General features: G+C 72.2%; 20 protein-coding genes. 9 read left to right on the forward strand and 11 right to left on the reverse strand.

Annotated elements, in window-relative coordinates; all coding sequences use genetic code 11:
* Both gvpJ and ACFWI4_RS03245 read right to left on the reverse strand, forming a co-directional pair.
* Nucleotides 1-480: a gas vesicle protein GvpJ gene (gene gvpJ, locus ACFWI4_RS03240; protein WP_387190331.1), complete on the reverse strand. Its 480-nt coding sequence runs from the start codon at nucleotides 478-480 to the stop codon at nucleotides 1-3.
* A gap of 29 nt (nucleotides 481-509) precedes the next feature.
* Complete coding sequence (locus tag ACFWI4_RS03245; RefSeq protein ID WP_387190334.1) at nucleotides 510-857, reverse strand: gas vesicle protein; 348 nt, start codon at nucleotides 855-857, stop codon at nucleotides 510-512.
* A gap of 167 nt (nucleotides 858-1,024) precedes the next feature.
* On the opposite strand from ACFWI4_RS03245, the gene ACFWI4_RS03250 reads away from it, so the two are divergent.
* Together ACFWI4_RS03250 and ACFWI4_RS03255 are read left to right on the forward strand one after the other, a co-directional pair.
* Nucleotides 1,025-2,002 carry a histone protein gene (locus ACFWI4_RS03250; protein WP_387190337.1) on the forward strand — a complete coding sequence of 326 codons (978 nt, stop codon included), beginning with the start codon at nucleotides 1,025-1,027 and terminating at the stop codon, nucleotides 2,000-2,002.
* A gap of 4 nt (nucleotides 2,003-2,006) precedes the next feature.
* Nucleotides 2,007-3,044, forward strand: a complete 1,038-nt coding sequence (locus ACFWI4_RS03255) for an SRPBCC family protein (RefSeq protein WP_387190340.1) — start codon at nucleotides 2,007-2,009, stop codon at nucleotides 3,042-3,044.
* A 393-nt stretch (nucleotides 3,045-3,437) separates the two neighbouring features.
* Here ACFWI4_RS03255 and ACFWI4_RS03260 read toward each other — a convergent pair whose 3' ends face one another.
* Nucleotides 3,438-4,031: a hypothetical protein gene (locus ACFWI4_RS03260; RefSeq protein WP_387190342.1), complete on the reverse strand. Its 594-nt coding sequence runs from the start codon at nucleotides 4,029-4,031 to the stop codon at nucleotides 3,438-3,440.
* A 179-nt stretch (nucleotides 4,032-4,210) separates the two neighbouring features.
* Here ACFWI4_RS03260 and ACFWI4_RS03265 point away from each other — a divergent pair, with 179 nt between their 5' ends.
* The 4 genes from ACFWI4_RS03265 to ACFWI4_RS03280 all read left to right on the forward strand — a co-directional run bounded on the left by ACFWI4_RS03265 (nucleotide 4,211) and on the right by ACFWI4_RS03280 (nucleotide 12,047).
* A complete protein-coding gene (locus tag ACFWI4_RS03265) occupies nucleotides 4,211-4,384 on the forward strand; it encodes a CsbD family protein (protein ID WP_385392895.1) in 174 nt (57 codons plus the stop codon).
* A gap of 435 nt (nucleotides 4,385-4,819) precedes the next feature.
* The gene (locus ACFWI4_RS03270; RefSeq protein ID WP_387190344.1) at nucleotides 4,820-6,331 is read left to right on the forward strand and encodes an MFS transporter; all 1,512 of its coding nucleotides are present in this window, start codon (nucleotides 4,820-4,822) and stop codon (nucleotides 6,329-6,331) included.
* A 497-nt stretch (nucleotides 6,332-6,828) separates the two neighbouring features.
* A complete protein-coding gene (locus tag ACFWI4_RS03275) occupies nucleotides 6,829-9,162 on the forward strand; it encodes a M4 family metallopeptidase (protein ID WP_387190346.1) in 2,334 nt (777 codons plus the stop codon).
* Between the two features lie 341 nt (nucleotides 9,163-9,503).
* Nucleotides 9,504-12,047: a discoidin domain-containing protein gene (locus ACFWI4_RS03280; protein ID WP_387190349.1), complete on the forward strand. Its 2,544-nt coding sequence runs from the start codon at nucleotides 9,504-9,506 to the stop codon at nucleotides 12,045-12,047.
* A 109-nt stretch (nucleotides 12,048-12,156) separates the two neighbouring features.
* Here ACFWI4_RS03280 and ACFWI4_RS03285 read toward each other — a convergent pair whose 3' ends face one another.
* The 8 genes from ACFWI4_RS03285 to ACFWI4_RS03320 all read right to left on the reverse strand — a co-directional run bounded on the left by ACFWI4_RS03285 (nucleotide 12,157) and on the right by ACFWI4_RS03320 (nucleotide 19,087).
* Nucleotides 12,157-12,525 (reverse strand): hypothetical protein, encoded by a 369-nt coding sequence (locus ACFWI4_RS03285; protein ID WP_387190352.1) that lies wholly within the window; start codon nucleotides 12,523-12,525, stop codon nucleotides 12,157-12,159.
* A 260-nt stretch (nucleotides 12,526-12,785) separates the two neighbouring features.
* Nucleotides 12,786-13,739: a Ppx/GppA phosphatase family protein gene (locus ACFWI4_RS03290; protein WP_387190355.1), complete on the reverse strand. Its 954-nt coding sequence runs from the start codon at nucleotides 13,737-13,739 to the stop codon at nucleotides 12,786-12,788.
* Between the two features lie 208 nt (nucleotides 13,740-13,947).
* Nucleotides 13,948-14,424 carry an ATP-binding protein gene (locus tag ACFWI4_RS03295; RefSeq protein WP_385392912.1) on the reverse strand — a complete coding sequence of 159 codons (477 nt, stop codon included), beginning with the start codon at nucleotides 14,422-14,424 and terminating at the stop codon, nucleotides 13,948-13,950.
* 117 nt (nucleotides 14,425-14,541) lie between these two features.
* On the reverse strand, nucleotides 14,542-14,979 hold the full coding sequence (locus tag ACFWI4_RS03300) for an OsmC family protein (protein ID WP_387190357.1): 438 nt from the start codon (nucleotides 14,977-14,979) through the stop codon (nucleotides 14,542-14,544).
* A 76-nt stretch (nucleotides 14,980-15,055) separates the two neighbouring features.
* On the reverse strand, nucleotides 15,056-15,733 hold the full coding sequence (locus ACFWI4_RS03305) for a response regulator (protein WP_387190359.1): 678 nt from the start codon (nucleotides 15,731-15,733) through the stop codon (nucleotides 15,056-15,058).
* Nucleotides 15,730-17,091: a sensor histidine kinase gene (locus tag ACFWI4_RS03310; protein ID WP_387190361.1), complete on the reverse strand. Its 1,362-nt coding sequence runs from the start codon at nucleotides 17,089-17,091 to the stop codon at nucleotides 15,730-15,732. The genes ACFWI4_RS03305 and ACFWI4_RS03310 overlap by 4 nt, the downstream gene beginning before the upstream one ends.
* A 215-nt stretch (nucleotides 17,092-17,306) precedes the next feature.
* Nucleotides 17,307-18,155, reverse strand: coding sequence for an ABC transporter permease (locus ACFWI4_RS03315; protein WP_387190363.1), 849 nt, complete (start codon nucleotides 18,153-18,155; stop codon nucleotides 17,307-17,309).
* Complete coding sequence (locus ACFWI4_RS03320) at nucleotides 18,152-19,087, reverse strand: ATP-binding cassette domain-containing protein (protein WP_387190366.1); 936 nt, start codon at nucleotides 19,085-19,087, stop codon at nucleotides 18,152-18,154. Before ACFWI4_RS03320 ends, ACFWI4_RS03315 begins: the two co-directional genes overlap by 4 nt.
* A 239-nt stretch (nucleotides 19,088-19,326) precedes the next feature.
* On the opposite strand from ACFWI4_RS03320, the gene ACFWI4_RS03325 reads away from it, so the two are divergent.
* The 3 genes from ACFWI4_RS03325 (at nucleotide 19,327) to ACFWI4_RS03335 (ending at nucleotide 23,129) form a co-directional block, all read left to right on the forward strand.
* Nucleotides 19,327-19,947 (forward strand): TetR/AcrR family transcriptional regulator, encoded by a 621-nt coding sequence (locus tag ACFWI4_RS03325; RefSeq protein ID WP_387190368.1) that lies wholly within the window; start codon nucleotides 19,327-19,329, stop codon nucleotides 19,945-19,947.
* Complete coding sequence (locus ACFWI4_RS03330; protein WP_387190370.1) at nucleotides 19,944-20,711, forward strand: hypothetical protein; 768 nt, start codon at nucleotides 19,944-19,946, stop codon at nucleotides 20,709-20,711. Before ACFWI4_RS03325 ends, ACFWI4_RS03330 begins: the two co-directional genes overlap by 4 nt.
* Before the next feature lie 237 nt (nucleotides 20,712-20,948).
* Nucleotides 20,949-23,129, forward strand: a complete 2,181-nt coding sequence (locus ACFWI4_RS03335; protein WP_387190372.1) for an MMPL family transporter — start codon at nucleotides 20,949-20,951, stop codon at nucleotides 23,127-23,129.
* The last annotated feature ends 102 nt before the right edge of the window (nucleotides 23,130-23,231 follow it).

The raw sequence follows: 23,231 nt of genomic DNA on the forward strand, positions 1-23,231 counted from the left end.
TCACTCCTCCTCGCGCGACGCGCTTCGCTCCCGCCGGGAGGCGCGCCGGGCGGGCCGCCGCTTCCGTTCCACCGTCTCCGCCTCTCCCTCCGGCTCGTCCTCGTCGCCGCTGCCCTTGCCGGTCACTTCCCGGATCGTGTCGGTGATCGCCTCGGTGGCGCCGCTCAGGGCACCCTTGGTCTTGCCCCGCGCTCCGGACTCCACGGTGTCGCCGACGATGTCGGTGAGCTGGGCCGGTGCCTTCCTGCCGGATTCCAGGTCGAGACGGTTGCACGCCTCGGCGAAGCGCAGGTAGGTGTCGACGCTGGCCACGACGATCCGTACGTCGATCTTCAGGATCTCGATCCCCACGAGCGAGACCCGGATGAAGACGTCGATCACCAGCCCGCGGTCGAGGATGAGTTCCAGGACGTCGTAGAGGCTGCCGCTTCCGCCGCCGCCCTGGGCGAGACCGCCGCCGCTCTGCGGCACCACAGTCATGGGTGCCTCCTTTCACCGGCCGCGATGTCTCAGCGCCGGTCGATCTGTCCACGCGTGTAGCGACGCTTCCTCTCGTAGGCCACCAGGTCGCCCTCCTTGTCCAGGGTCACCCGGTAGGTGGCCATGACGCTGGTGGTCTCGGGAACGCGCTCCAGCTCGAGTACCTCCACATCCGCGTCCCAACCGTCGTCCGTGGGTCTGATCGCGGACACGGATTCCGGGGCCCGGCCGAGCAGCGCGGTGAGCTGTTCCGCCGCCGAACGCATGGCCTGGGCGAGGCCCACGGACCGGGACGGGCGGGAACTCTCCCCGGCGGGACGCCGTGCGGTGCCGCGGCTGGTGCTCGATCGCCGTTTGGCGGGTTCTGCCGCGGCCATGGGCTCTCCGGTCGACGGAACGGAAACGTCGTACTCCGACATATGCGTGCAATCTCATCATATAGGGGTACTTGGGGCGTCAGGTAAGGATGACCTCCCCGAGGCCGCCCGTCGATCACGCGGGCCCGGGGGAGGCGATGCCTGCGCCGTCGGAAGGGAATGGGTTCATGAACGACACGACCAAGCTCGCTCTGGCCGCGGCTGTCGCCGGAGGGTATGTGCTGGGACGTACGAAGAAGGGCCGTCTCGCGTTCGCCGCCGCGACCTACATCGCCGGCCGCAGATTCTCGCTCGACCCGCAGCAGTTGGCCACGGAGGGCCTCAAGCGGCTCGCGGACGTTCCGGGCGTCGCGGAGCTCCAGGAACAGGTGCGGGGCGAACTGATGGGCGCCGGCCGCGAGGCCCTCAAGGCCGCGGCCGACCGCCGACTCGGCGAACTGGCCGACAGCCTCCACGAGCGACGGCTGCGCATCGGCGAGAAGCACGAGGACGAGGACGAGGGCGAGGACGCCTACGAGTACGAGGACGACGACGCGTACGAGGAAGACGAGGACGAGGAGGGCGAGGAGGGCGAGCCCGAGGACGAGGTGCCGACAGGGGAGGAGGAAGAGGAAGAGGAAGAGGAAGAGGAGGAAGGCCCCGGCGAAGAGGAAGAGGCGGAAGAGGGGGAACGGTCCGAGCGGCCGCGAAGGCGGCGCCGGAGTGCCGGGAGCGCGGCGGGCGGCCGCACTCGGGGATCCGCTCCCGCCTCCCGCGAGGGGCCCGCCGGGAAGACCGGCGGCAGGACGTCGGAGACGGAGCCGGCGGCGAAGCCCGCGAGGAAGACCGCACCTCCGGCGGAGAAGCCCTCGCCCCGGGCCAGGAGGACGGCCCCGGCCAAGAAGACCGCGGCGAAGAAGACGGTAGCGAAGAAGACGGCGGCGAAGAAGGCGGCCCCGGCGAAGAAGACCGCGGCCAAGAAGACGGCGGCGAAGAAGTCCCCCGCCAAGAAGACGGCGGCCAAGGCGCCGCCCGCGAAGAAGGCCGCCGCGAAGAAGACCGCTCCGGCCAAGAAGGCCGCCGCCAAGAAGGCGCCCGCGAAGAAGACCGCGACGAAGAGGTCGTCGTCCAGGACCGCCAAGACCGCGTCCGGACGCCGGAGGTAGTGCCATGGCCACCAAGGAACGCGACAAGGGCAAGACGGAGCAGACGGAGACCTCGGGCCTCGACGCACTGCGCGACGAGGTCACGGACTTCCTCGGTGCCCAGCTGGGGCAACTGGTGGACAAGGCCGGGGACAAGGTCGCGGACGCCACCGACCACCTCTTCGACGTCGCCGACAACGGCGGGCCCCTGCTGAAGGCCGGCTCGCGCATCCTCCAGGGGGACTCCCCGCTGAAGGCGATCGTGGGGGAGAAGGCCAAGAGCGCCAAGGACAGCCTCTTCGGCAAGGTGAAGGACGCCTTCGGAGGCGGCAAGGGCGGGCGTGGCAAGGCCAAGTCCGGCAGCACCAAGACCATGAACATCATCGAGGTGCTGGACGTCGGGGTCCCGGTCCGCAAGGCCTACGACCACTGGACCCAGTTCGAGAAGTTCAGCAGTTTCACGAAGGGTGTGCGCAGCGCCTCCCAGGACGGCGAGGGCGGCAGCGACTGGAAGGTGAAGGTCGGCCCGTCCACCCGCGGCTGGAAGGCGACCGTCCGGGAGCAGGTGCCCGACGAGCGGATCGAGTGGACCTCGGAAGGAGCCAAGGGCAGTACACGCGGCTGTGTCAGCTTCCACGAGCTGACCCCGGACCTGACCCGCATCGTGCTCGTCGTCGAGTACTACCCCTCCGGCTTCTTCGAGAAGACCGGCAACATCTGGCGCGCCCAGGGCCGCCGTCTGCGGCTGGACTTCAAGAACTTCCAGCGGTACGTCACCCTCACCGACGAGGAGGCCGAGGGCTGGCGCGGCGAGATCCGCGGCGGTGAGGTGGTCCGCACCCACGAGGAGGCCATGGAGGAGGAGGAAGCGGCCGCCGCCGAGGAGGAGGGCGCCGAGGAAGGCGCGGAGGAGGGCGAGGAGGAGTACGAGGACGGGGAATTCCCGGAGGAGGACGAGGAGAATCCGGAGCAGGAGGACGAGGAGTACCCCGAGGAGGACGGCGAAGCGGCCGAGGAGTACGACGAGGAGGAAGAGGGCGAGGACTACGACGAGGAGGAGTGAGGTACCGGCGGGACGCGCGGCCCGTTTCTCTCCGGCACGACGGGGGACCCGACAGTGACAGCCCGGATCCGGCGGGAGGTGCCGGGCCCCAGCCGCCCGGACACGCGGGGATCCGGGGCCGGACCACCGAAGGGACGAGAAGCGGTCATGACCGGGGACATCGGTACCAGGAGCACCGCACGACCGGAGACGGGATGGGCGATGACGCGCCGCACGAGGAGGTCAGGCCCGCGGACCTGCCTTCCCGCGACGATCGGCGAAACGGCCCGCCAGGACCGGACCGCCCCCGACTGGAACATCGTCAGGGGTGAGGACTGACCAGGCTTCAACTCAAGCCCGTACGAGGAGAGTTACTGGTACGAGGAGGGGTACGGGTGACTTCGGGCGCGGCCCTCAGATCGAGGCGTCCGTCTCGGAGCGCAGCCGGCGGACCTCGTCCTCCGGAGGACGCCGCTGGCCCTCGTCCACGAGCCGCTCGGGCATGTCGTCGTCGGGGACGAGGCGGGCGTCCGACCCGTCCTCGGGGTCCTCGCCGCCTCCGTCCTCGGCGATCATGTCGTGCTCGGCGTCCTCGTGGGCGCCCACGTCGAGGGCCAGGATCCGCTCGGCGGGATCCTCCGCGTCCACCTCGCCGTCCGCGAGGCCGCCTCCCTCGCCCTCCGGCTCGTCGAGGCCGTCGTCCTCGTCGCGCTCCTCCATCGCCGGATCCGCCCGCTCCTCGGCCAGCTTCTCGGCCAGGCTCTCTCCCTCGCGCTGCTCACGCGCCGTGGTGCCCCGGTGGTCCACCGCCAGGGGGCGCTCGGGCGGCGACCAGCCGTCGTCGAAGGGGTCCGAGCCCCGGTACTCGAGGGTGTCCTCCGGATCGAGGATGCCTTCGTCCTCGCGGATGTCGGGACCTCCCGGCTGGTAGACCTCATCACCCATGGCGTCGTCCTCGCTCTGGCTGCCCAGGACGGGCGCGACCCTCCGGGGGGATCGAAGGGTCATCGGCCCATGTCTCCAGGCTCGCCCAGCCCACCGGTTCCGGCATGCCGGAACCGCACGCGACCACGGAGGGTCACCGAATCACCAGGGTGATGCTTCTCGGTCTCCACGTTTGAAGCCCGTCCCACGGGTCACTCGGTGCCTCGACACTCGAAGCCGATCGTGATGGGAAGTGAGACATCGTGAGTGGCGAGCAGAAGGCCAAGGCCAAGATGGAACAGGCCAAGGGAAAGGCCAAGGAAGCGGCCGGGCGCGCCGTGGGCAACGAGCGGATGACCGCCGAGGGCCGGGCCGAGAAGGCCAAGGGCGACACACGGCAGGCCAAGGAGAAGATGAAGGACGTCTTCAAAGGCTGAACGCCCGAAGACCTGAAGGCTGCCAGGGTTGAGTCCAGTCCAGGGGAGCCGGCGCGGCCACCAGGCCGACCACGTGGGGCCCGTTCCGGGGAACGGGCCCCACGGCCGTGCGCCCACCGCACCCGGCAAGCGAGACAAGGCCCGGCAGTGGTCGCCCCACGGCCGTGCGCCCGCCGCACCCGGCAATCGCAACAAGGCCCGGCAGCGCCCGCCCCCCGGCCGTGCGCCCGCCGCACCCGGCAATCGCAACAAGGCCCGCGGGAGTCCGTACGCCGTCGCTCCGGCGCTCCCGCCGAACGACAACCCCCGCCGCTCGTGGCGCCCGGCCGGCCGGCCACAGCCGCTCCGGCGTACCTCGCACCCGCCCGCGACCCCGTGTTGCCGCAGCCCCCCACGGGCCGAAGATGGTGGGGACGGCGGAGAGGAGTCCCCGGCGTGGAACCGGACGCGCGGGCAGACGGTCGGCAGGACCGCGAGCGGGGACCGGCCGAAGGAGCCGATCCGCGGCGCTGGCACGCCCTGTGGGTCACCCTGACGGCCGGCTTCATGAGCCTGCTCGACGTCACCATCGTCGCCGTCGCACTGCCCTCCATGCAGCGGGACCTGCACGCCTCCGCCCCGTCGATCCAGTGGGTCGTCTCCGGCTACGCCCTCACCTTCGCCCTGGTCCTCGTGACCGCGGGGCGGCTGGGCGACGCGCTGGGCCGGCGCCGGATCTTCCTGCTGGCCCTCGCCGCGTTCGTCCTGTGCAGCGCCGCCGCGGGCGCCGCGCCCACCATCACGCTCCTCGTCGTGGCCCGGCTGGCGCAGGGCACGGCCGCGGGCTGTCTCGCACCGCAGAACTCCGCCCTCATCCAGCAGATGTTCCGGGGAGCCGAGCGGGGGCGGGCGTTCGGGTTCTTCGGCGCCGTCGTCGGCGTCTCCAGCGCGGTGGGCCCGGTCGTCGGCGGCCTGATCCTGATGCTCGCCGACGGCCCCCAGGGCTGGCGCTGGATCTTCTACGTGAACGTGCCGGTCGGAGCCGTCGCCTTCCTGCTGGGCCTGCGCCTGCTGCCCAGGGTCGCCCCGCGGCGCCGTGAGCGGCTCGACCTGCGGGGTGTCCTGCTGCTCGGCTGCGGGGTCCTCGCGCTGATGCTGCCGCTGATCCTGGCCGAGTCCGGCGGTGTCCGCAGGCTGTGGTGGCTCTTCCCGGCGGGGCTCGGCCTCCTCGTGCTGTTCGCCCGGTGGGAGCGGCGTCTGACGGCGGCCGGCGGGCAGCCGCTCCTCGATCCGCGCCTGGTCACGAGCACCCGGGGCTACGCCGCGGGAGCGGCCATCGCCGCCCTGTACTTCGTGGGGTTCAGCGGGGTGTGGCTGGTGTTCGCGCTGTACTTCCAGAACGGCCTGGGCTACTCCCCGCTGCGCTCCGGGCTCGCGGTCACGCCGTTCGCCATCGGCTCGGCCGCGGCCGCCGTGGTGGCCGGACGGCTCGTCGAGCGGCTGGGCCGGCTGCTGACCGTCTGCGGCCTCGCCGCCGTCGCCCTCGGTCTCGGCGGCGCCGTGCTGATCCTGCGCCTGGCTCCCGCGGACCCCGCCCTGTGGTACGCCGGTGCGGCCCTGTTCGTCGGCGGGCTGGGCAGCGGCTGCGTGATCTCCCCGAACGTCACGATGACGCTCCGGGACGTGCCCGTACGGATGGCGGGCGCGGCCGGCGGCGCCCTGCAGACGGCCCAGCGGCTGGGCGGCGCCATCGGTACGGCGGCGCTGCCCGGACTGTTCTACGTCGTGCTCGGCACCGGCCGCCACGACTACCGCTCGGCCGTGGCGGTCGCCGTCGGCTCCGGGACCGTGGCCATCCTCTGCGCGCTCGCCCTCGCCGTGTACGACTGGCTGCGCGACCACGCGCCCGGGCCGCCGCGGAACCCGTCCGAGCCGTCCCACGACCCCACCCGCGCCGGCAGGCCCTGAGCCCGGACGCGCGCGAGCGGCGGTCGTCGTGACCGTGCCGTAGGGGCGCGGGGCGCGGATCGCGTTCACAGCCGACGCACAGCGGCCGAAAGGCTGCGCGGGGGGCGTGAACCCGCAGCAGGCCATGGTCAGTTCAAGCCGATGTCTTGTCGCCTTCATGACAAGTCCGTCGCCGGGATGCCAGGCTGCTGCCGAACACTCACACCTCATTCACACCCTCTCCATACGGTCGCCCCGCTCCGCCGACCCCTCCGTACCCCCGGCCTCCCTCGTTCCGGCCTCCACCCCCCACCCTCCGGCCCTGCGAACCCCCTCCCGCCGGCCCACCCGCGTCCTCGTGATCCCCGCGCCCCGCGCTCCCCTGCGCACGAGCGCCGTCCCGCGGCACCGCGTGCTGATTCCGCCTGCCGCCCAGCCCTCCGACCACCGCGGACCGGCCGCACCCCGCCGGCCCCGGACGCCCGGGCTCCACCCGGGCCAGCCCCCCGCAGAAGGAGATGGCATTGAACCGGCACGAATTCTCCGTCCGCAGGCGCAGACGCGCCGCGGTCCTCGCGCTCACCGCCGCGAGCTCGTTACTGGCCCTCGCCGTCCGGCCCGGCTCCGCGTCCGCGGCCCCGGCGGACCTCGCCCCGGGCCGGGCCGTCGCCGAGATCGCCACCGCGGGGAACCCCGCTCCGGCCGGGGCCGGCGCCCGGATCGTCGCCGCGCCCCGGTCCGGCGCGCTCCAGGCCCCGCTGTCGCCCGCCCGGCACGCCGAGCTGCTCAGGAGCGCGGGAGCGGCGACGGCCGCCACCGCGAAGATCCTCGGCCTCGGCGCCCGGGAGGGACTCGTCGTCAAGGGCGTCGCCCAGGACCGCGACGGTACGACCCACACCCGCTACGAGCGCACCTACGCGGGGCTCCCGGTGCTCGGCGGCGATCTGGTCGTGCACCTGAAGGACGGCCGGAGCACGGTGTCCGAGGCGAGCCGGGCCACCCTCTCCGTGCCGAGCGTCGAGCCGGGGATCCCCGCCTCCGGCGCGGCGGCCCGGGCCCTCGCGGCGGGACGGGACGCGGCCGTCGCGCACGCCAGGATCGGCAAGGCGCCCCGGCGGGTGATCTGGGCCGCGGGCGGCCGGCCGGTCCTGGCCTGGGAAACGGTGGTCGACGGGGTCCAGCCCGACGGCACACCGGCCGAGCTGCACGTCGTGACCGACGCGTCCTCGGGCAAGGTCGCCTCCCGCTACGAAGGCGTCGACACGGGCACGGGCACGGGGCAGTACGTGGGCACGGTGCCGCTCTCCACCACCCCGTCCGGAACCTCGTACCAACTGGTCGACGGCGACCGCGCGGGCCACCGTACCTACGACCTCAACCAGGGAACCTCCGGCACCGGAACCCTCTATACGGATGACAACGATGTCTGGGGCGACGGCACCCAGGCCGACCGGCAGACCGCCGGCGTCGACGTGGCCTACGGAGCGGCGGCGACCTGGGACTACTACAAGGACGTCTTCGGCCGCAACGGCATCCGCGACGACGGCGTCGCCGCCTACAGCAGGGCCCACTACGGCAACAACTACGTCAACGCCTTCTGGTCCGACAGCTGCTTCTGCATGACCTACGGCGACGGGGCGAACAACGCCAAGCCGCTGACGGCGCTGGACGTGGCGGCCCACGAGATGAGCCACGGCGTCACCAGCGCCACCGCGAACCTGACGTACTCGGGCGAGTCCGGGGGCCTCAACGAGGCGACGTCGGACATCTTCGCCGCCGCGGTGGAGTTCCACGAGAACCTCGCGGCCGACGTGCCCGACTACCTGGTCGGCGAGAAGATCGACATCCGCGGCAACGGCACGCCCCTGCGCTACATGGACAAGCCCTCCAGGGACGGCACCTCCCGCGACTACTGGGACTCCTCGCTCGGCGGCATCGACGTCCACTACTCCTCGGGGCCGGCGAACCACTTCTTCTACCTGCTCTCCGAGGGGAGCGGCGCGAAGACCGTCAACGGGGTGTCGTACGACAGCCCCACCCACGACGGTCTGCCGGTGACCGGCATCGGCATCGAGAACGCGTCCCGGATCTGGTACCGCGCGCTCACCACGTACATGACCTCGACGACCGACTACCACGGTGCCAGGACCGCGACCCTGCGGGCCGCCGGTGATCTCTTCGGGGCCTACAGCCCCACCTACCTCGCCGTCGCCGACGCCTGGGCGGGCATCAACGTCGGCGACCGCATCGCCCTCGGGGTCAACGCCGCCCCGGTCGCCGACCAGACCTCGGGAGTGGGCCAGGAGGTCTCCCTCCAGGTGGACGCCTACACCACCAACACCGGCGCGAGCCTGACCTACACGGCCACCGGACTCCCCGAGGGCCTGGCCATCGGGGACACCGGACTGATCTCCGGGGTCCCCGTCACCCCCGGCACCAGCGACACGACGGTCACGGTGACCGACAGCACCGGCGCGGCCGTGTCCCTGTCCTTCCACTGGCGGATCGCCTACGTCTACGCCAACGCCACCCGCGTGGACATCCCCGACCTCGGGCCCGCGGTCGAGTCGCCCATCACCATCACAGGCCGGCCGGGCAACGCCTCGGCGACCACCGAGGTCTACGTCGGCATCGTCCACACCTACCGCGGCGATCTGACGGTCGATCTGGTCGGCCCCGACGGAACCGTGTACTCGCTGCTGAACCGCAGCGGCGGTTCGGCCGACGACGTGGACCAGACCTTCACGGTGGACGCCTCCGCGCAACCGGTCGAGGGCACCTGGAAGCTGCGCGTGCGCGACCTCGCGTCGATCGACGTGGGCTACATCCGGGAGTGGCGCATCACCCCCTGACGCAGGACCCTCGGAGCCCGTCCGGACCGCTGCCCCGGTCCGGACGGGCTCTTTCGCGTCTTCAAGCCTTGACGGATCGGCACGGCCCCCGGCCCGTCCGCGACGTCCCGTTCCAGGCCAAACCCCCATCGATGGCCGCTCAACGCGGCTTCGGCGAACACCAGTTGAAGAAATCCGTGTCGCGGGACTTGTCACCCTGATGGTTCATTACTTAAATCAAAGCGTGAACTAAGAGAGCCGCTCGGTCAGTTCACGGTCATCCCTTCGCAAGCAGCTGTGTCCACAGCTGCTCAACAAGTGTGTCCGCTCCACTCGTCACCCCACCCGCATGGAGTCACGACATGAAACTCAGAACCCTGGGTGTCGCGCTGGCCGCTATGGCCGCGCTCGTCACCCTGCCCTTGCAGAGACCGGCCTCGGCGGCCGAACTCCCGCTGTCCCAGGGCAAGACGGCCACGTCCTCCTCGGACGAGAACGGCGGCACCCCCGCCGCCTACGCCGTGGACGGCGACACCGCCACCCGGTGGTCCTCGGCGGCCACGGACACCCAGTGGCTCCAGGTCGACCTCGGCGCCTCGGCGACGATCACCAAGGTCGTCCTCAACTGGGAGACCGCGTACGGCAGCGACTACCGCATCCAGACGTCGCCGGACGGCAGCACCTGGACCGACATCAAGACGGTGACCGGCGGCGACGGGGGCACCGACAGCCTCGACGTCTCCGGCCAGGGCCGTTACGTCCGCATGTACGGCGTCCACCGGGCCACGCAATACGGCTACTCCCTCTGGGAGTTCCAGGTGTTCGGCACCAGTGGCACCAGTACGCCGGCCACGTGTGACACCGCGAACGCGGCGCAGGGCAAGACGGCCACCGCCTCCTCCACCGAGAACGCGGCGAGCCCCGCCTCGGCCGCCTTCGACGGCAACACCGGAACGCGCTGGTCGAGTGCCTTCTCCGACCCGCAGTGGGTCCAGGTCGACCTCGGCGCCTCCACCGACCTGTGCCGGGTCGACCTCAACTGGGAGGCCGCGTACGGCAAGGCCTTCCAGATCCAGTCGTCCACCGACGGACAGAACTGGACCGTCCTGAAGTCCGTCACGGACGGCACGGGCGGCACCGCCTCCTACGACGTCTCCGGCAAGGGCCGTTACGTACGGATCTACGGGACGACCCGGGGCACCGCCTACGGGTATTCGCTGTGGGAGGTCGCCGTCCACACCGGTACGGGGAGCAGCACCCCGCCCGTGCAGGGCGGCGGCGATCTCGGGCCCAACGTGATCGTCGTGGACCCCTCGACCCCCGATCTCCAGGGCAAGTTCGACCAGGTCTTCGCCCAGCAGGAGTCGAACCAGTTCGGCTCGGGCCGCTACCAGTTCCTGATGAAGCCCGGCACGTACAACGGGATCAACGCCCAGGTCGGCTTCTACACCTCGATCTCGGGCCTCGGCCTGAACCCCGACGACGTCCACATCAACGGCGACATCACCGTGGACGCGGGCTGGTTCAACGGCAACGCCACCCAGAACTTCTGGCGTTCGGCGGAGAACCTGTCGATCACCCCCTCCAACGGCACCGACCGCTGGGCCGTCGCCCAGGCCGCCCCCTTCCGGCGCATCCATGTCCAGGGCGGTCTCAACCTGGCCCCGAACGGCTACGGCTGGGCCTCCGGCGGCTACATCGCCGACTCCAAGATCGACGGTACGGTCGGCCCGTACTCCCAGCAGCAGTGGTACACCCGTGACAGCTCGGTCGGCGGCTGGACCAACGGCGTCTGGAACATGACCTTCTCGGGAGTCCAGGGCGCACCGGCGACGAACTTCGACTCCGGTCCGTACACCACCCTGGACACCACCCCTGTCTCCCGCGAGAAGCCCTACCTCTACCTGGACGGCAGCACCTACAAGGTGTTCGTGCCCTCCAAGCGCACCAACGCGCGCGGCGTCTCCTGGCCCAACACGGCCGGTACGTCCGTCCCGCTCGACCAGTTCTACGTCGTCAAGGCCGGCGCGACCGCGGCGACCATCAACGCGGCCCTCGCCCAGGGCCTCAACCTGCTGTTCACGCCGGGTGTCTACCACCTCGACCAGACGATCAACGTGACCCGGGCCAACACCGTCGTCCTGGGCCTCGGCCTCGCGACGATCGTGCCGGACAACGGGATCGACGCCATGCACGTCGCCGACGTCGACGGGGTCAGGCTCGCCGGGTTCCTCATCGACGCCGGCCGGTCCAACTCCGACACCCTGCTCCAGATCGGTCCGTCGGGTTCATCGGCCGACCACTCCGCCAACCCCACCACCATGCAGGACGTGTTCGTGCGGATCGGCGGCGCGGGCCCCGGCCTCGCCACCAACTCGGTCGTGGTCAACAGCGACGACGTCGTGATCGATCACACCTGGCTGTGGCGCGCGGACCACGGGGACGGGGTCGGCTGGGACACCAACCGGGCCGACTACGGACTCGTGGTCAACGGTGACGACGTCCTCGCCACCGGCCTGTTCGTCGAGCACTTCAACAAGTACGACGTGCTGTGGAACGGCGAGAACGGGCGCACGATCTTCTTCCAGAACGAGAAGGCGTACGACGTGCCGAACGCCGCCGCCATCACCCATGACGGCATCGTCGGATACGCGGCCTACAAGGTCGCCGACTCCGTCTCCACGCACGAGGCCTGGGGTCTGGGGAGCTACTGCAACTTCACCACGGACCCGTCGATCGTCCAGGCGCACGGCTTCCAGGTCCCGGTGAAGACCGGGGTCAAACTGCACGACATCCTGGTGATCTCGCTGGGCGGCAAGGGACAGTACGCCCACGTCGTCAACAGCACCGGCGCGCCCACCTCGGGCACGGACACCGTCCCGTCCAAGGTCACTCAGTTCCCGTGATCCCGGACGGCACCGGCTGACCGGTGCGCGGGTGCCGGTGCTCCGTCCCGTCCCGGGGGAGCGCCGGCACTTCCGTGCTTCCCGCCCGATGCGGGCGGCCCCGGTCCGCTCAGAACGAGCGGTGTCCCGGACGGGAGCCCGTCGCGGCCCGCGCCGCCCGGGGTGCCGTGTCGAGGGGCAGGTCATGGGCCCGAGCGGTTTCCTGGTCGGGGGGCCCGGCCGGTTCGACCCCGGCCGCGTGGGCCAGGAGGCGGTGGGCGAGTTCCCGTGCCTCGGCGGGGGTCAGCGAGGCCCAGACCCCGTGTTCGTCGCCCTGGTCGGGACCCACGTCCAGCGTCACGCGGCCGATCGTCCGGCCCGGCGTGGGCAGCCGCAGTTCCTTCACGTAGATCGTGCGGCCGCAGGAGGTCACCAGGGGCGTCTCGCCCGCTCCCGCGGCTCGTGGCCGCCGCTGTCCGGACGCCGTCATCGCTCTCACGCCTTTCCCTGAGCACAACCGCCGGTGGGTCCACCGCACCGGGTGGAACGCCGTTCTCCGGCAACCGCCGGACTGCTCAGGTCAGCGTCGGGACGTACGGGTTTGTTCCCGCCGCGCGGGTGCGGCGCGTCCTCGTGACCGGTCGCGGCGAGCCGCCCGCCGTTCCCGGGCGGCTCGAACACGGGGCGGTGTCCACGCGGTTGACGCCGTGGACGCCCGCCCGCCTTCCCGGCGGCCGGCCGGGAGCGTGGCCGGTCCGGTCAGCGGGGCAGCGGGCTCTTGGTGCGCAGGGCGCCGAGGCGCTCCAGGAGCAGGCCCTCCCGGGTCGACCAGGGCGAGATCTCCACGCTCGTCGCCCGGCACGCCTCCATCAGCGCCTCCGCGACGAGCGCCCCGGCCAGTGACTGCCCGGCCCGGTGGCGGGAGATGCCGGGCAGGCGGCCGCGGCCGGCCGACCCGTTCTTGGCGAGCACGCCGACCGCGGCCCGTACCTCGTCGAGGGTCAGCCGCTGCGGGGCGCCCGAGCGGTCGCGGCCGGCGGTGGTGTAACGGGCCAGCTGGGTGAAGGTCTTGGAGCAGGCGAGCACGCGCCCGTCCGGATCGGCGCGCGGCAGGTCCGCCACCTCGGCGAGTCGGGCGCTCAGATGGTCGCGCACCTCGGCGAGCCGCCGCTTCGAGGACACGGCCTCGTCGAGCTTCCAGGCGCGGGTGACCGTACGGGCGCCGAGCGGCAGGGAATGGGCCGTCCGGGGCCGTCCGGACGTCCCCGAGGCGACCTCCACGGTCCCGCCGCCGATGTCGAGCACCAGCAGCGAACCGGTCCGCTCGCCCGACCAGTGGCGTGCGGCCACATAGGCCAGCCGGGCCTCCTCCTCGCCGGACATCACCCGCAGCCGGGTGCCGGTGGCGCTGGCCACCTGGGCGAGGACCTCGTCGCGGTTGGGCGCGTCGCGGATCACCGAGGTGGCGAACGCGTACACCTCCGGCAGGGCCCCGTGGCCCTCGGCGAGCGTCTCGGCCACGGCCCGCTGCACGCTGCGTACGCCCGACTTGTCCAGCCGTCCCGTGGCGTCCAGCGTCTCGTGCAACTGGAGCCGTACCTTTCGGGACAGCACCTCCTCCATGGCGACCCCGGCGCGGCGCCGCGCCACGGTGAGCAGAGCGCTGTGACACCCGACGTCTAGTACACCTGCCTGACGCACTGTGTTAACCACCCGTTTTCCTGCCGAAGGGGATCCGCGAACTCACCATTGTCCCGCAAGGCGGCCGGAGTGACGCGACACGATTTCGTTTCGGCCGGTCAAGCGCCCGTCAAGGACAAGTCGGGCGTCCGGTGGGGTGTCGTGGCGGCACCGGGCCCGAGCCGGGGGCGAGTTGACGCCCCGCCGGTGTCCGCGGACGCCCGGCTGGTGGGGGCCGGCGTCAGAGGGCGGAGTGGCCCATGTCACCGTCCGGCGTGTCGGCCAGGGTGACGACGGCGGTGATCCGCTTGCCGACGGGTTCGCGGTGCACCTCGAAGGCCTGGCACACGCCCATGACGATCTCCAGCCCGTGCTGGCCGACCCGGCCCGCGTCGGCGGCCCGTGCCACCGGAAGGGTCGGGTCGGAGTCCCACACGGTCGCCCTGACGGCGCCCTGGCCGGCCTCCAGCGACAACAGGCACGGTCCGCCCGCGTACTTGACGGCGTTGGTCACCAGCTCGCTGACGACCAGCGGGACCGTCCCCATCACCCGCGCGGAGACGGGCAGCCCGGCGACGGCCTGCACCCGTGTCAGGAAGTCACGGGTGAACGCCCGCGCCTCGGCGATGCACCCGGACTCACCGTCGTACGCGACTGAGGCCTCGATCAGTGCACCCCGCTGTTCCCGCTGTCCTGCTTCTGTCACCCACTGGCCCATGTGATCCGTCCCGCGTCCACCTCTTCGACGTCGCCCGTCTGCCCCCGATCCCGGACTTCACTCCTCCCGGACGCGCGATCCTTCGGCTGGCGTCGCGGCGCCGGGGTCCCGGAGTGCTCAGACGTCGTCGACCGTCACGGTGACCGGGGTGCCGGCCTCGATGGTGCGGCTGACCGTGCAGAGCCGGTCGTGCGAGGTCCTGACGGCGCGCGGGAGGATGGCGCGGGCCCGGTCGCCGGGCTCACCGTCCGGGAACGCCACCGAGAAGGTGACGGCGAGGTCCGTCATCCGGTTGCCCTGCTCGTCGCTGATCTTGTCGCCGGTCACGGTCAGGGTGAACCGCGTGGGCTCCACGTGGCGGGCGGTCGCCACGTCCACGTCGGCCGCGGTGCAGCCCCCGATGGCGGCGAGCAGCAGCTCGACCGGGGTGAACGCGTCCTCCGTGCCGGCCCCGCCGGTGCCGAAGGAGATCGTCCCGCCGCGTGCGTTCGTCGCCGTGAACCGGCCGGTGCCGGTCCGCTCGACGGTGACGCGGCGCAAGGTGTCGTCAGTCATACCGCCGACCCTAATGTCGGGCCGCGCCGCCCGCCTCGGGTGCGCCCGCGGACGCCGTACGGCCGCGGCGCCCGCCTCAGTCGGGCGGGTTCGGGCGGACGAGCCCGAGGTCGTAGGCGAGGATGACGGCCTGGACGCGGTCGCGGACGCCCACCTTCGACAGGACCCGGCCCACGTGGGTCTTGACCGTCGACTCCGCCACGACGAGACGCTCGGCGATCTCGCTGTTGCTCCAGCCCTCGCCGATGGCGACGAAGATCTCGTACTCGCGCTCGGTGAGGGCGTGGACGCGGGGATCGTCCTGGGGCCTGGCGCCCGTCGGGTCGTGCGGGAGGTGCTTGGCATAGGCGTCCAGCAGCCGCCGGGTCAGGGCGGGCGCGATCACCGCGTCGCCCGCGGCGACCGCCCGGATCCCCGCGAGCAGCTCCTCCGGATGGGCGTCCTTGAGGAGGAACCCGCTGGCTCCCGCGCGCAGCGCGGCGTAGGCGTACTCGTCCAGGTCGAACGTGGTCAGGATGAGCACGCGGGAACGTCCGCCGGAGGCGACGACCCGGCGGGTGGCCTCGATGCCGTCCATCCCGGGCATCCGTACGTCCATGAGGATCACGTCGGGGCGGAGTTCGGCGGCCCGGCGGACGGCGTCGCCGCCGTGGGACGCCTCGCCCACGACGTCGGTGTCCGGGGTGCTCTCCAGGAGCATGCGGAAGCCGAGGCGCTGGAGCGGCTGGTCGTCGACGATGAGCACACTGGTCACGCGGCACCGCCCGACACGGCCGAGGGAGCGAGATCGGTCCCGGCCGGAGGGGTGAGGTCGAGGGTGGCCCGCAGGGTCCATCCGCCGTCGGGCGCGGGCCCGGCGACGACCGTCCCGTCGTAGAGGGCCGCGCGTTCTCTCATGCCGGGGATCCCGTGCCCTTCGTCGTCGTGCGGCCGGGGGCGGGCGCCGCCGGTGCCCGGGCCGCTGTCGTGGACGTCGATGTGCAGCAGCGTCTCCTCGACGCTCACCGTGAGATCGACGCGTGTCTCGGGGCCCCCGTGCTTGAGGGCGTTGGTGAGTGCCTCCTGGACGATGCGGTACACGGCGAGCTGCACGCCCCGGTCCAGGCCGCCCAGTTCGCCGCTGCTGCGGTGGACCACTCGCGGGCCGGCGGCCCGGATCCGCTCGCACAGCGCGTCGATGTCCCCGATGCCCGGCTGGGGGCTCAGCTCGGGCGCGCTCGGGACCGCGTGCTGCTCGCGCAGCACGCCGAGCATCCGGCGCAGCTCGCCGAGCGCCTGCCGCCCGGTGTCGCCGATGAGCAGCAGGGCCTGCTTCCCGCGTTCGGGCGCGACGTCGCTCGCGTACGCGCCGCCGTCCGCGAGGGTGATGATGACGGAGAGGTTGTGGCCGACGATGTCGTGCATCTCGCGGGCCACCCGGGCGCGTTCGGCGGCGGCGGCGAGCTTGCTGCGCTGGTCGCGTTCGACCTCGAGCCGGGTCGCGCGGTCCCGCAGGACGGCGAGCTGCGCGCGCCGGATCCGGACCGCGAGGCCGAGCGCGACCGCCGCGGTTATGGCGCAGAAGAGGAAGAAGAGCGCGTCGAGCACGTGCACGTCGGACGGCAGCCGTACGGCGACCAGTCCCAGCGCGCCGGCCGTGACCGCGCAGGCCAGCGGCAGCCGCCGCAGCTCTCCGTGCAGGACCAGGCTGTACAGGGCGATCAGGACGGCGACGTCGGCGCGCAGCCAGACGCCGAGGGCCAGCTGGAGGATGAACACGGCGGTGATCACGCCGAAGGCGAGGAAGGGCCGCTTGCGGCGCCACAGCAGCGGCACCACGAGTCCGGCCTGGAGCGCGAGCGTGCCCGGCAGGGACAGGTGGGTGAACTGGGCGTCGAACGGGTGGTGCCGGCCGTCCCCGTCGTGCACCAGGTCCGGCAGGCAGAACAGCAGGGCGACGACGGCCGTCACCGCCGAGTCGAGGATCCACGGACGGCCGCGGTCGCCGCGCTTGAGACGGCGGCCCAGACGCGACAGCCCACGGGCCAGGGGGTGGTTCCACGGCAGTTCCGCCTCGGCGAACGGCGGATCGTCCGCCGGTCCGGGCGGCGGGGCGGTGTCGTCGATGTTCATGGGAGTCGGTCCGCGCTCATGGGTCTCACCTGTCCATTGTGGGTCCGGCCGCGTCCTCGTACGCGTCTGCGGGTCTCCTCGTACGGGCGTCACCGCGGGCCTTCGCGCGGTACCCGGACGGCACGGCACCGGACCGGGTGATCCGGTCGGGTGCCGTGCCGTTTCGTGCCGTGCGGGGCGCCGGACGCCGGAGACGGCGTCCGGCGTGCGGTGGGTCAGGCGTCCGTGCGCACGAGCCGGTAGGCGGCGCCCGCCAGGGCGAGCACGGTCCAGCCGACGAAGACCACGAGACCGGCCGTGGGCGACAGCGAGGTCGAGTCGTGCGTCAGCGCGAACATCGACTCACCGGCGTTGCTCGGCAGGTACGGGCTGATGTTGTCCTGCCACGAGCTGGGCAGCAGCGAGATCAGGCCGGGCACCAGCATCAGCGAGGCGACCAGGACCGAGATGCCGCCGGCGACCGAGCGGAGCAGCGCGCCGAGGGCGGTGCCGATCACGCCGACCAGACCGAGGTAGAGACCGGCGCCCAGCAGGCTGCGGACCACACCGGAGTGGGACAGGGTCAGGGCCGCGGGCGTGCCCGAGACGATGCCGCTGTCGATCGTGAAGGCGACGAAGACGCCGACGGTGGCGACGACCAGCGCGACCAGTCCGAACACCAGCGCCTTGGACCACAGCACCGGCAGGCGGCGCGGCACGGCGGCCAGCGTGGAGCGGATCATGCCGGTCGAGTACTCGCCCGCGGTGATCAGCACGCCCAGCACGCCGAGTGCCAGCTGCGCGAAGTTCGTACCGAACACGGAGAGGCTGAGCGCGGTGGCCGCGACGTCGTCCCGGTGCATCGGGCGCCCGGAGTTGAGCTCGGACTTGTAGTGCGCGGCGGCGATCACGCCGAAGGCGACCAGGAACACCAGGCCGAGGCCGAGGGTGATCCAGGTGGAACGCAGCGACCACAGCTTCGCCCACTCGGAGCGCAGCACGCGGCGGCCGGTGACCTTGTACTCCGGACGTGCCGCCCGTACCGGCGCGGGTGCGGGGCTGTCGGTGACGGTGACGGTGCTCATGCCGCCCTCCCAGGGGCCTCGACGGTGGCGCTGGCGTGGTACTCGACGGCGTCGCGGGTCAGCTCCATGAACGCCTCCTCGAGGGAGACGGTCCGGGAGCTGAGCTCGAACAGCGCGATGCCGTGCTCGGCGGCCTTGAGACCGATGGCCCGGGCGGAGAGACCCGTGACCTGGAGCTCCTCGGAACCGGCCGTACCGGTGACCTCGACGCCGGGACCGGCCAGCACCTCACGCAGCCGGGACGCCTGGTCGGACGCCACGGTGACGGTGTCGCCGCCGGCCTGCTGGACGAGCTCGCGCACGGTGGTGTCCGCCAGCAGACGTCCCCGTCCGACGACGATCAGGTGGTCGGCGACCAGCGCCATCTCGCTCATCAGGTGCGAGGAGACGAAGACCGTACGGCCGTCCGCCGCGAGGCCGGTCAGCAGGTTGCGGATCCACAGCACGCCCTCGGGGTCCAGTCCGTTGACCGGCTCGTCGAGCATGATCGTGGCCGGGTCGCCGAGCAGGGCCGCGGCGATGCCGAGGCGCTGGCCCATGCCGAGGGAGAAGGCGCCGGCGCGCTTCTTCGCCACGGTCTGGAGGCCGGTCAGCTCGATGACCTCCTCCACCCGGCGGCGCGGAATGCCGTGGGTGTAGGCCTGGGCCATCAGGTGGTCGAAGGCGGAGCGGCCCGGGTGGATGGACTTGGCCTCCAGCAGCGCGCCGACCTCCTGGAGCGGGGCGCTGTGCCGGGCGTACTGCTTGCCGTTGACCGTGACGCTGCCGGCGGAGGGCGCGTCCAGTCCGACGATCATGCGCATGGTGGTCGACTTGCCCGCGCCGTTGGGGCCCAGGAAGCCGGTGACGGTGCCGGGCTTCACGACGAAGTCCAGCTGGTCCACCGCCGTCTTCTCCCCGTACCGCTTCGTCAGCTGTTGTGCCTCGATCATCGAAGTTCCCTTGCTTTCGGGGGCAGGCCCCCCACCTGACTGCTCACCCACAACGCTAGGAGACGACTGGCTCGGATCCGTGGTACCCGGGAGCTCGGTTGGGGCGGGGCACGTAGTACCGCGGTATCACCCCGCTACGGCGCTCGGATGACAGGGCAGGCCGGGGGCGGCCCCCGTACGCCCTCGAAATGGCAGGGGTGTCAATTGACAGAACCGGCGCCGGTGGTGAGGGTGGCAGCATGCCAGAGAGAACCGAGAAGCCCGGGCTGCGCGAGCGCAAGAAGGACGAGACCAGGCGCGGGCTGCGCGAGGCCGCCGGACGGCTCTTCGCCGAGCACGGTTTCGCGCAGACGACGGTGGCCGACATCGCCGCCGAGGCGAACGTCTCGGAGCGGACCTTCTTCCGCTACTTCGACAGCAAGGAAGCCCTCCTCCTCCCCGACGGGATCGAGCTCTTCGCGCGCATAGAGGAGGCCTTCCTGGCCCGGCCGGACTCCGACACCCCGCTGGAGGCGGCCTGCGGAGCCATCACCCACGCGGTCTCCTACTTCGCCTCCAGCAGCCTGACCGCGCTCGCGCATCCGCTCGACGAGATCCGTGAACAGGCGCGCGAGGGTCTGTCCCGGCAGTTCCAGCAGTTCGAGGCCCGGCTGACGGCACTCGTCCAGGAGCGCCTCCCGGCGGACGAACCGGACGCCGACCTCCGGGCCGCCGTGATCGCCAACTGCGCGCTGTCGGCCGCGCGCGCCGTCCTGCGTACCCTGCGCGCCCGCCGTACGGCCGGAGTTCCCGTGGAACCCGACCGGCTGCTCCCGCAGGCGTTCACCTTCCTGACCATGATCGGAGCCTCCTCCTCGTGAACCGTCGCCGTCGCGCAGTCCTCGCCGTCATAGGCACGACCGCCGTGGTCGCCGCCGCCGTGACCACCGACCTCGTCGTCGAACACAAGGTGCGGGGCGAGGTCGCGAGGACCGCCGAGTGCCGGCTGGGCGGGGCCAAGGGGGTGCAGGTCGGTCTCGACGACACCCTGGCCGGACTCCAGGCGCTCACCGGCACCGTCGGCGCCGTCCACGTCAGCGCGGAGGGCGTGCGCCGCCAGGGCACCGACATGGACGTCGACGTCCATCTGCGGGACGTGTCGACCGGCGGCGCCACGTCCGGCGGAACCGCCACCGCCACCATCGCCTACGACGCCCTGGACCGGAGCGCCGGTGTGCGGGGCGGCGCCGGGACCGACGGGCTGAAGACGGGGACGGACGGCGGGCGGCTCACCCTCACGGGTGCCGCGGGCGCGTCCGGCCTGCCCGTCACCGTGGTCACCGAGCTGTCCACCACCTCCCGCAGCCTCACCATCACCCCCGCGAGCGTCGAGGTCCTCGGCCGTGCCGTCCCGGTGTCGTCGCTGTCCGCACTGCCGGGCGCCGGGGGACTCGCGGCGAAGCTCAAGCCGCGCACCATCGCGATCCGCGAGCTGCCCCGGGGCACCGCGCTCGTCGGCGCCCACGCCGAGAGCGCCGGCCTCGTCCTGGACTTCAAGGTGGCCGCGGCCGACGAGGGGGCGAAGGCGAGGGCGGCCGGGACGGCGGCCGGCTGCGCTTCGGGGAAGGCGCGGGCCGCGAGCTGATTCCGGCTCCCGGGCTGCGGGGGCGGCGCGCGTGTCCGCGTAGGTGCGGGGCCGTCGCCGCGGGAGTCGGCGTGGGTGCTGAGCCGTCACCGCGCCCGTCCGTGTGGGTGCCGGTTCGCTGCCGCGCCCCTCCGCGGGGGTGCCGGGTCGTCAGGAAAATGGCAGGGATGACAATTGACGGCACTGTCACCTTCCCGGTTAAGTTGTGGCAGCCCTGTCACTTCTTCTGGAGGCGTGGTGTCCCTTCCCCCTGCCCCGCTGTCCCTGGCGCCGGTCCCCGTCGCGCCCCGGACGTCCGCCCTGCACCGCACGGGCGCCTTCTGCGCGCGCCACGCCGGGTGGGTCATCGCCGCCTGGCTGCTGGTGCTCTTGGCCGCGTTCGCGGGCCGGCACGCGGTCGGCGCGACCTTCGGCGACCAGGTCACCCTGCCCGGCAGCCAGGCGACCAGCGGCGCCGACCTGCTGGCGAGGTCCGACCCCGCGGCGGGCGCGGCCGGCGGAAAGGTCGTCCTCCACGTCGACTCGGGCAAGGTGTCCGACCACGCCGCCGCACTGGAGGAGACGCTCGGCCGACTCAGGGCCCTGCCCCATGTCACCGCCGTCGCCGCGCCGGTGACCAGCTCCGACGGCGCGACGGCGTACACCGCGGTGTCCTTCGACCGAAAGCTGAAGTCCCTCGGCCACGCCTACACCGAACGGCTCGACCAGGCGACAACTCCCGCCAGGGACGCGGGAATCGGCGTCGGCTACGGCGGCGACCTGCACGAGATCGTGCGCGCCCCCGCCGACGACGCCGTCGCCGAGGCGACCGGTGTCGGCGCCGCGCTGATCGTGCTGCTGCTCGCCTTCGGCAGTGTCGCCGCCGCCCTCATGCCCCTGCTCACCGCCCTGGTCAGTGTCGGCGTGGGCCTCGGCGTGGTCGGCATCGTGGCCGGCACGCTGACCTTCGCCACCTCGGCGCCCACCCTGGCCACGATGATCGGACTGGGTGTCGGCATCGACTACGCGCTCTTCCTGATCACGCGGTTCCGGCAGTACCTGATCGACGGGGACGATCCCCGCACCGCCGTGGGCCGCACGACCGACGTCAGCGGCAAGGCGGTCCTGGTCGCCGCCGTCACCGTGGCGGTCGCCCTGCTCAGCCTCTACGCCTGCGGACTGACCATGATCGGGCGGCTCGGTCTCGCCGCCACGATCGCCGTCGTCGTCACGGCCGCCGCGGCGCTCACCCTGGTGCCCGCGGCCATGGGACTCGTGGGCCGCCGTGTCGACGTCCTCCGCGTCCGGCGCAGGCCGGTCGCCGAGAGCGCCGGTGACCACGACGGATGGCACCGCTACGCCCGACTGGTCGCCCGGCACCCGTGGCGGTTCTTCACCGCCGGATTCGTCCTCGTCGCCCTGTGCGCGATACCGCTGTTCTCGATGCGCCTCGGGCACATCGACGACGGCGCGGACCCGGCGGGCAGCACCACCCGCGACGCCTACGACTGGATCGCCGACGCCGGCGGTCCCGGCTTCGGGCCGGGTGTCAACGGCCCCTTCACCCTGGTCGTCGACCTCGCCCACGCGACCGTGAGCGCCGACCGGGTCGCGGGCCGGCTCACCGGCGGACTGACCGGAACGCACGGCGTCGCCCGCGTCACCCCGCCGCGCACCAGCCCCGACGGCAGGGTCCTCGTCACCACCGTCGTCCCCGCCACCGGGCCCCAATCGGCCGACACCGGGGCCCTGTTCGCCACCCTCACCGACACCGCGGTGCCCCACGCGCTCGAAGGGACCGGCACACGGGGGTACTTGACCGGCAGCACCGCGGGCCAGCTCGAGTTCCGCGACACCGTCACCGAGCGTCTGCCCCTCATCATCGCCATCGTGCTCGTCTGCGCGTTCCTGCTGCTGACGGTCGTGTTCCGCAGCCTGGTGATCCCGCTCAAGGCGGTGGCCCTGAACCTGCTGACCACCGGCGCCTCGTACGGCGTCCTGGTCGCCGTCTTCCAGTGGGGCTGGGGCGACGGGCTGCTCGGCCTGGGCGAGGCCGTGCCGATCGAGTCCTACGTCCCGATGATGATGTTCGCCATCGTCTTCGGCCTGTCGATGGACTACGAGATCTTCCTGCTCTCGCGCATCGCCGAGGAATGGCACGCGACCGGTGACAACGAGCGCTCGGTCGGCACCGGCCTCTCGCTCACCGGGCGCGTCATCACCTGTGCCGCGCTCATCATGACGGCCGTGTTCCTGTCCTTCACCGGCTCACAGGCCGTCGTGGTCAAGATGCTCGCCCTCGGCCTCGCCGTCAGCGTCGTCCTCGACGCCACGGTCGTCCGCCTGGTCCTGGTGCCGTCCCTCATGTTCCTGATGGGACGGGCGAACTGGTGGCTGCCGCGCTGGCTGGACCGCCGGCTGCCGCGCTGGACCGTCTGAGGCACTGGACCGTCTGAGGCGGGGGACCGGGGACGGCGGCGTGGACCCGGTCGTACCCGGTCGCCCCCGGTCGATGTAGGGGCGGGCCGTCATGGTCGTTAT

The organism is Streptomyces sp. NPDC127038, assembly GCF_042725875.1.
GTDB lineage: Bacteria > Actinomycetota > Actinomycetes > Streptomycetales > Streptomycetaceae > Streptomyces.

What these genes read in the sequence shown, in the direction of transcription:
- ACFWI4_RS03315 (WP_387190363.1), bottom strand. Translation starts at nt 18,155, where the DNA reads ATGAGCACCGTCACCGTCACCGACAGCCCCGCACCCGCGCCGGTACGG.
- ACFWI4_RS03300 (WP_387190357.1), bottom strand. Translation starts at nt 14,979, where the DNA reads ATGACTGACGACACCTTGCGCCGCGTCACCGTCGAGCGGACCGGCACC.
- ACFWI4_RS03275 (WP_387190346.1), top strand. Translation starts at nt 6,829, where the DNA reads ATGGCATTGAACCGGCACGAATTCTCCGTCCGCAGGCGCAGACGCGCC.
- ACFWI4_RS03255 (WP_387190340.1), top strand. Translation starts at nt 2,007, where the DNA reads ATGGCCACCAAGGAACGCGACAAGGGCAAGACGGAGCAGACGGAGACC.
- ACFWI4_RS03260 (WP_387190342.1), bottom strand. Translation starts at nt 4,031, where the DNA reads ATGACCCTTCGATCCCCCCGGAGGGTCGCGCCCGTCCTGGGCAGCCAG.
- ACFWI4_RS03245 (WP_387190334.1), bottom strand. Translation starts at nt 857, where the DNA reads ATGGCCGCGGCAGAACCCGCCAAACGGCGATCGAGCACCAGCCGCGGC.
- ACFWI4_RS03280 (WP_387190349.1), top strand. Translation starts at nt 9,504, where the DNA reads ATGAAACTCAGAACCCTGGGTGTCGCGCTGGCCGCTATGGCCGCGCTC.
- gvpJ (WP_387190331.1), bottom strand. Translation starts at nt 480, where the DNA reads ATGACTGTGGTGCCGCAGAGCGGCGGCGGTCTCGCCCAGGGCGGCGGC.
- ACFWI4_RS03320 (WP_387190366.1), bottom strand. Translation starts at nt 19,087, where the DNA reads ATGATCGAGGCACAACAGCTGACGAAGCGGTACGGGGAGAAGACGGCG.
- ACFWI4_RS03310 (WP_387190361.1), bottom strand. Translation starts at nt 17,091, where the DNA reads ATGAACATCGACGACACCGCCCCGCCGCCCGGACCGGCGGACGATCCG.
- ACFWI4_RS03250 (WP_387190337.1), top strand. Translation starts at nt 1,025, where the DNA reads ATGAACGACACGACCAAGCTCGCTCTGGCCGCGGCTGTCGCCGGAGGG.
- ACFWI4_RS03325 (WP_387190368.1), top strand. Translation starts at nt 19,327, where the DNA reads ATGCCAGAGAGAACCGAGAAGCCCGGGCTGCGCGAGCGCAAGAAGGAC.
- ACFWI4_RS03295 (WP_385392912.1), bottom strand. Translation starts at nt 14,424, where the DNA reads ATGGGCCAGTGGGTGACAGAAGCAGGACAGCGGGAACAGCGGGGTGCA.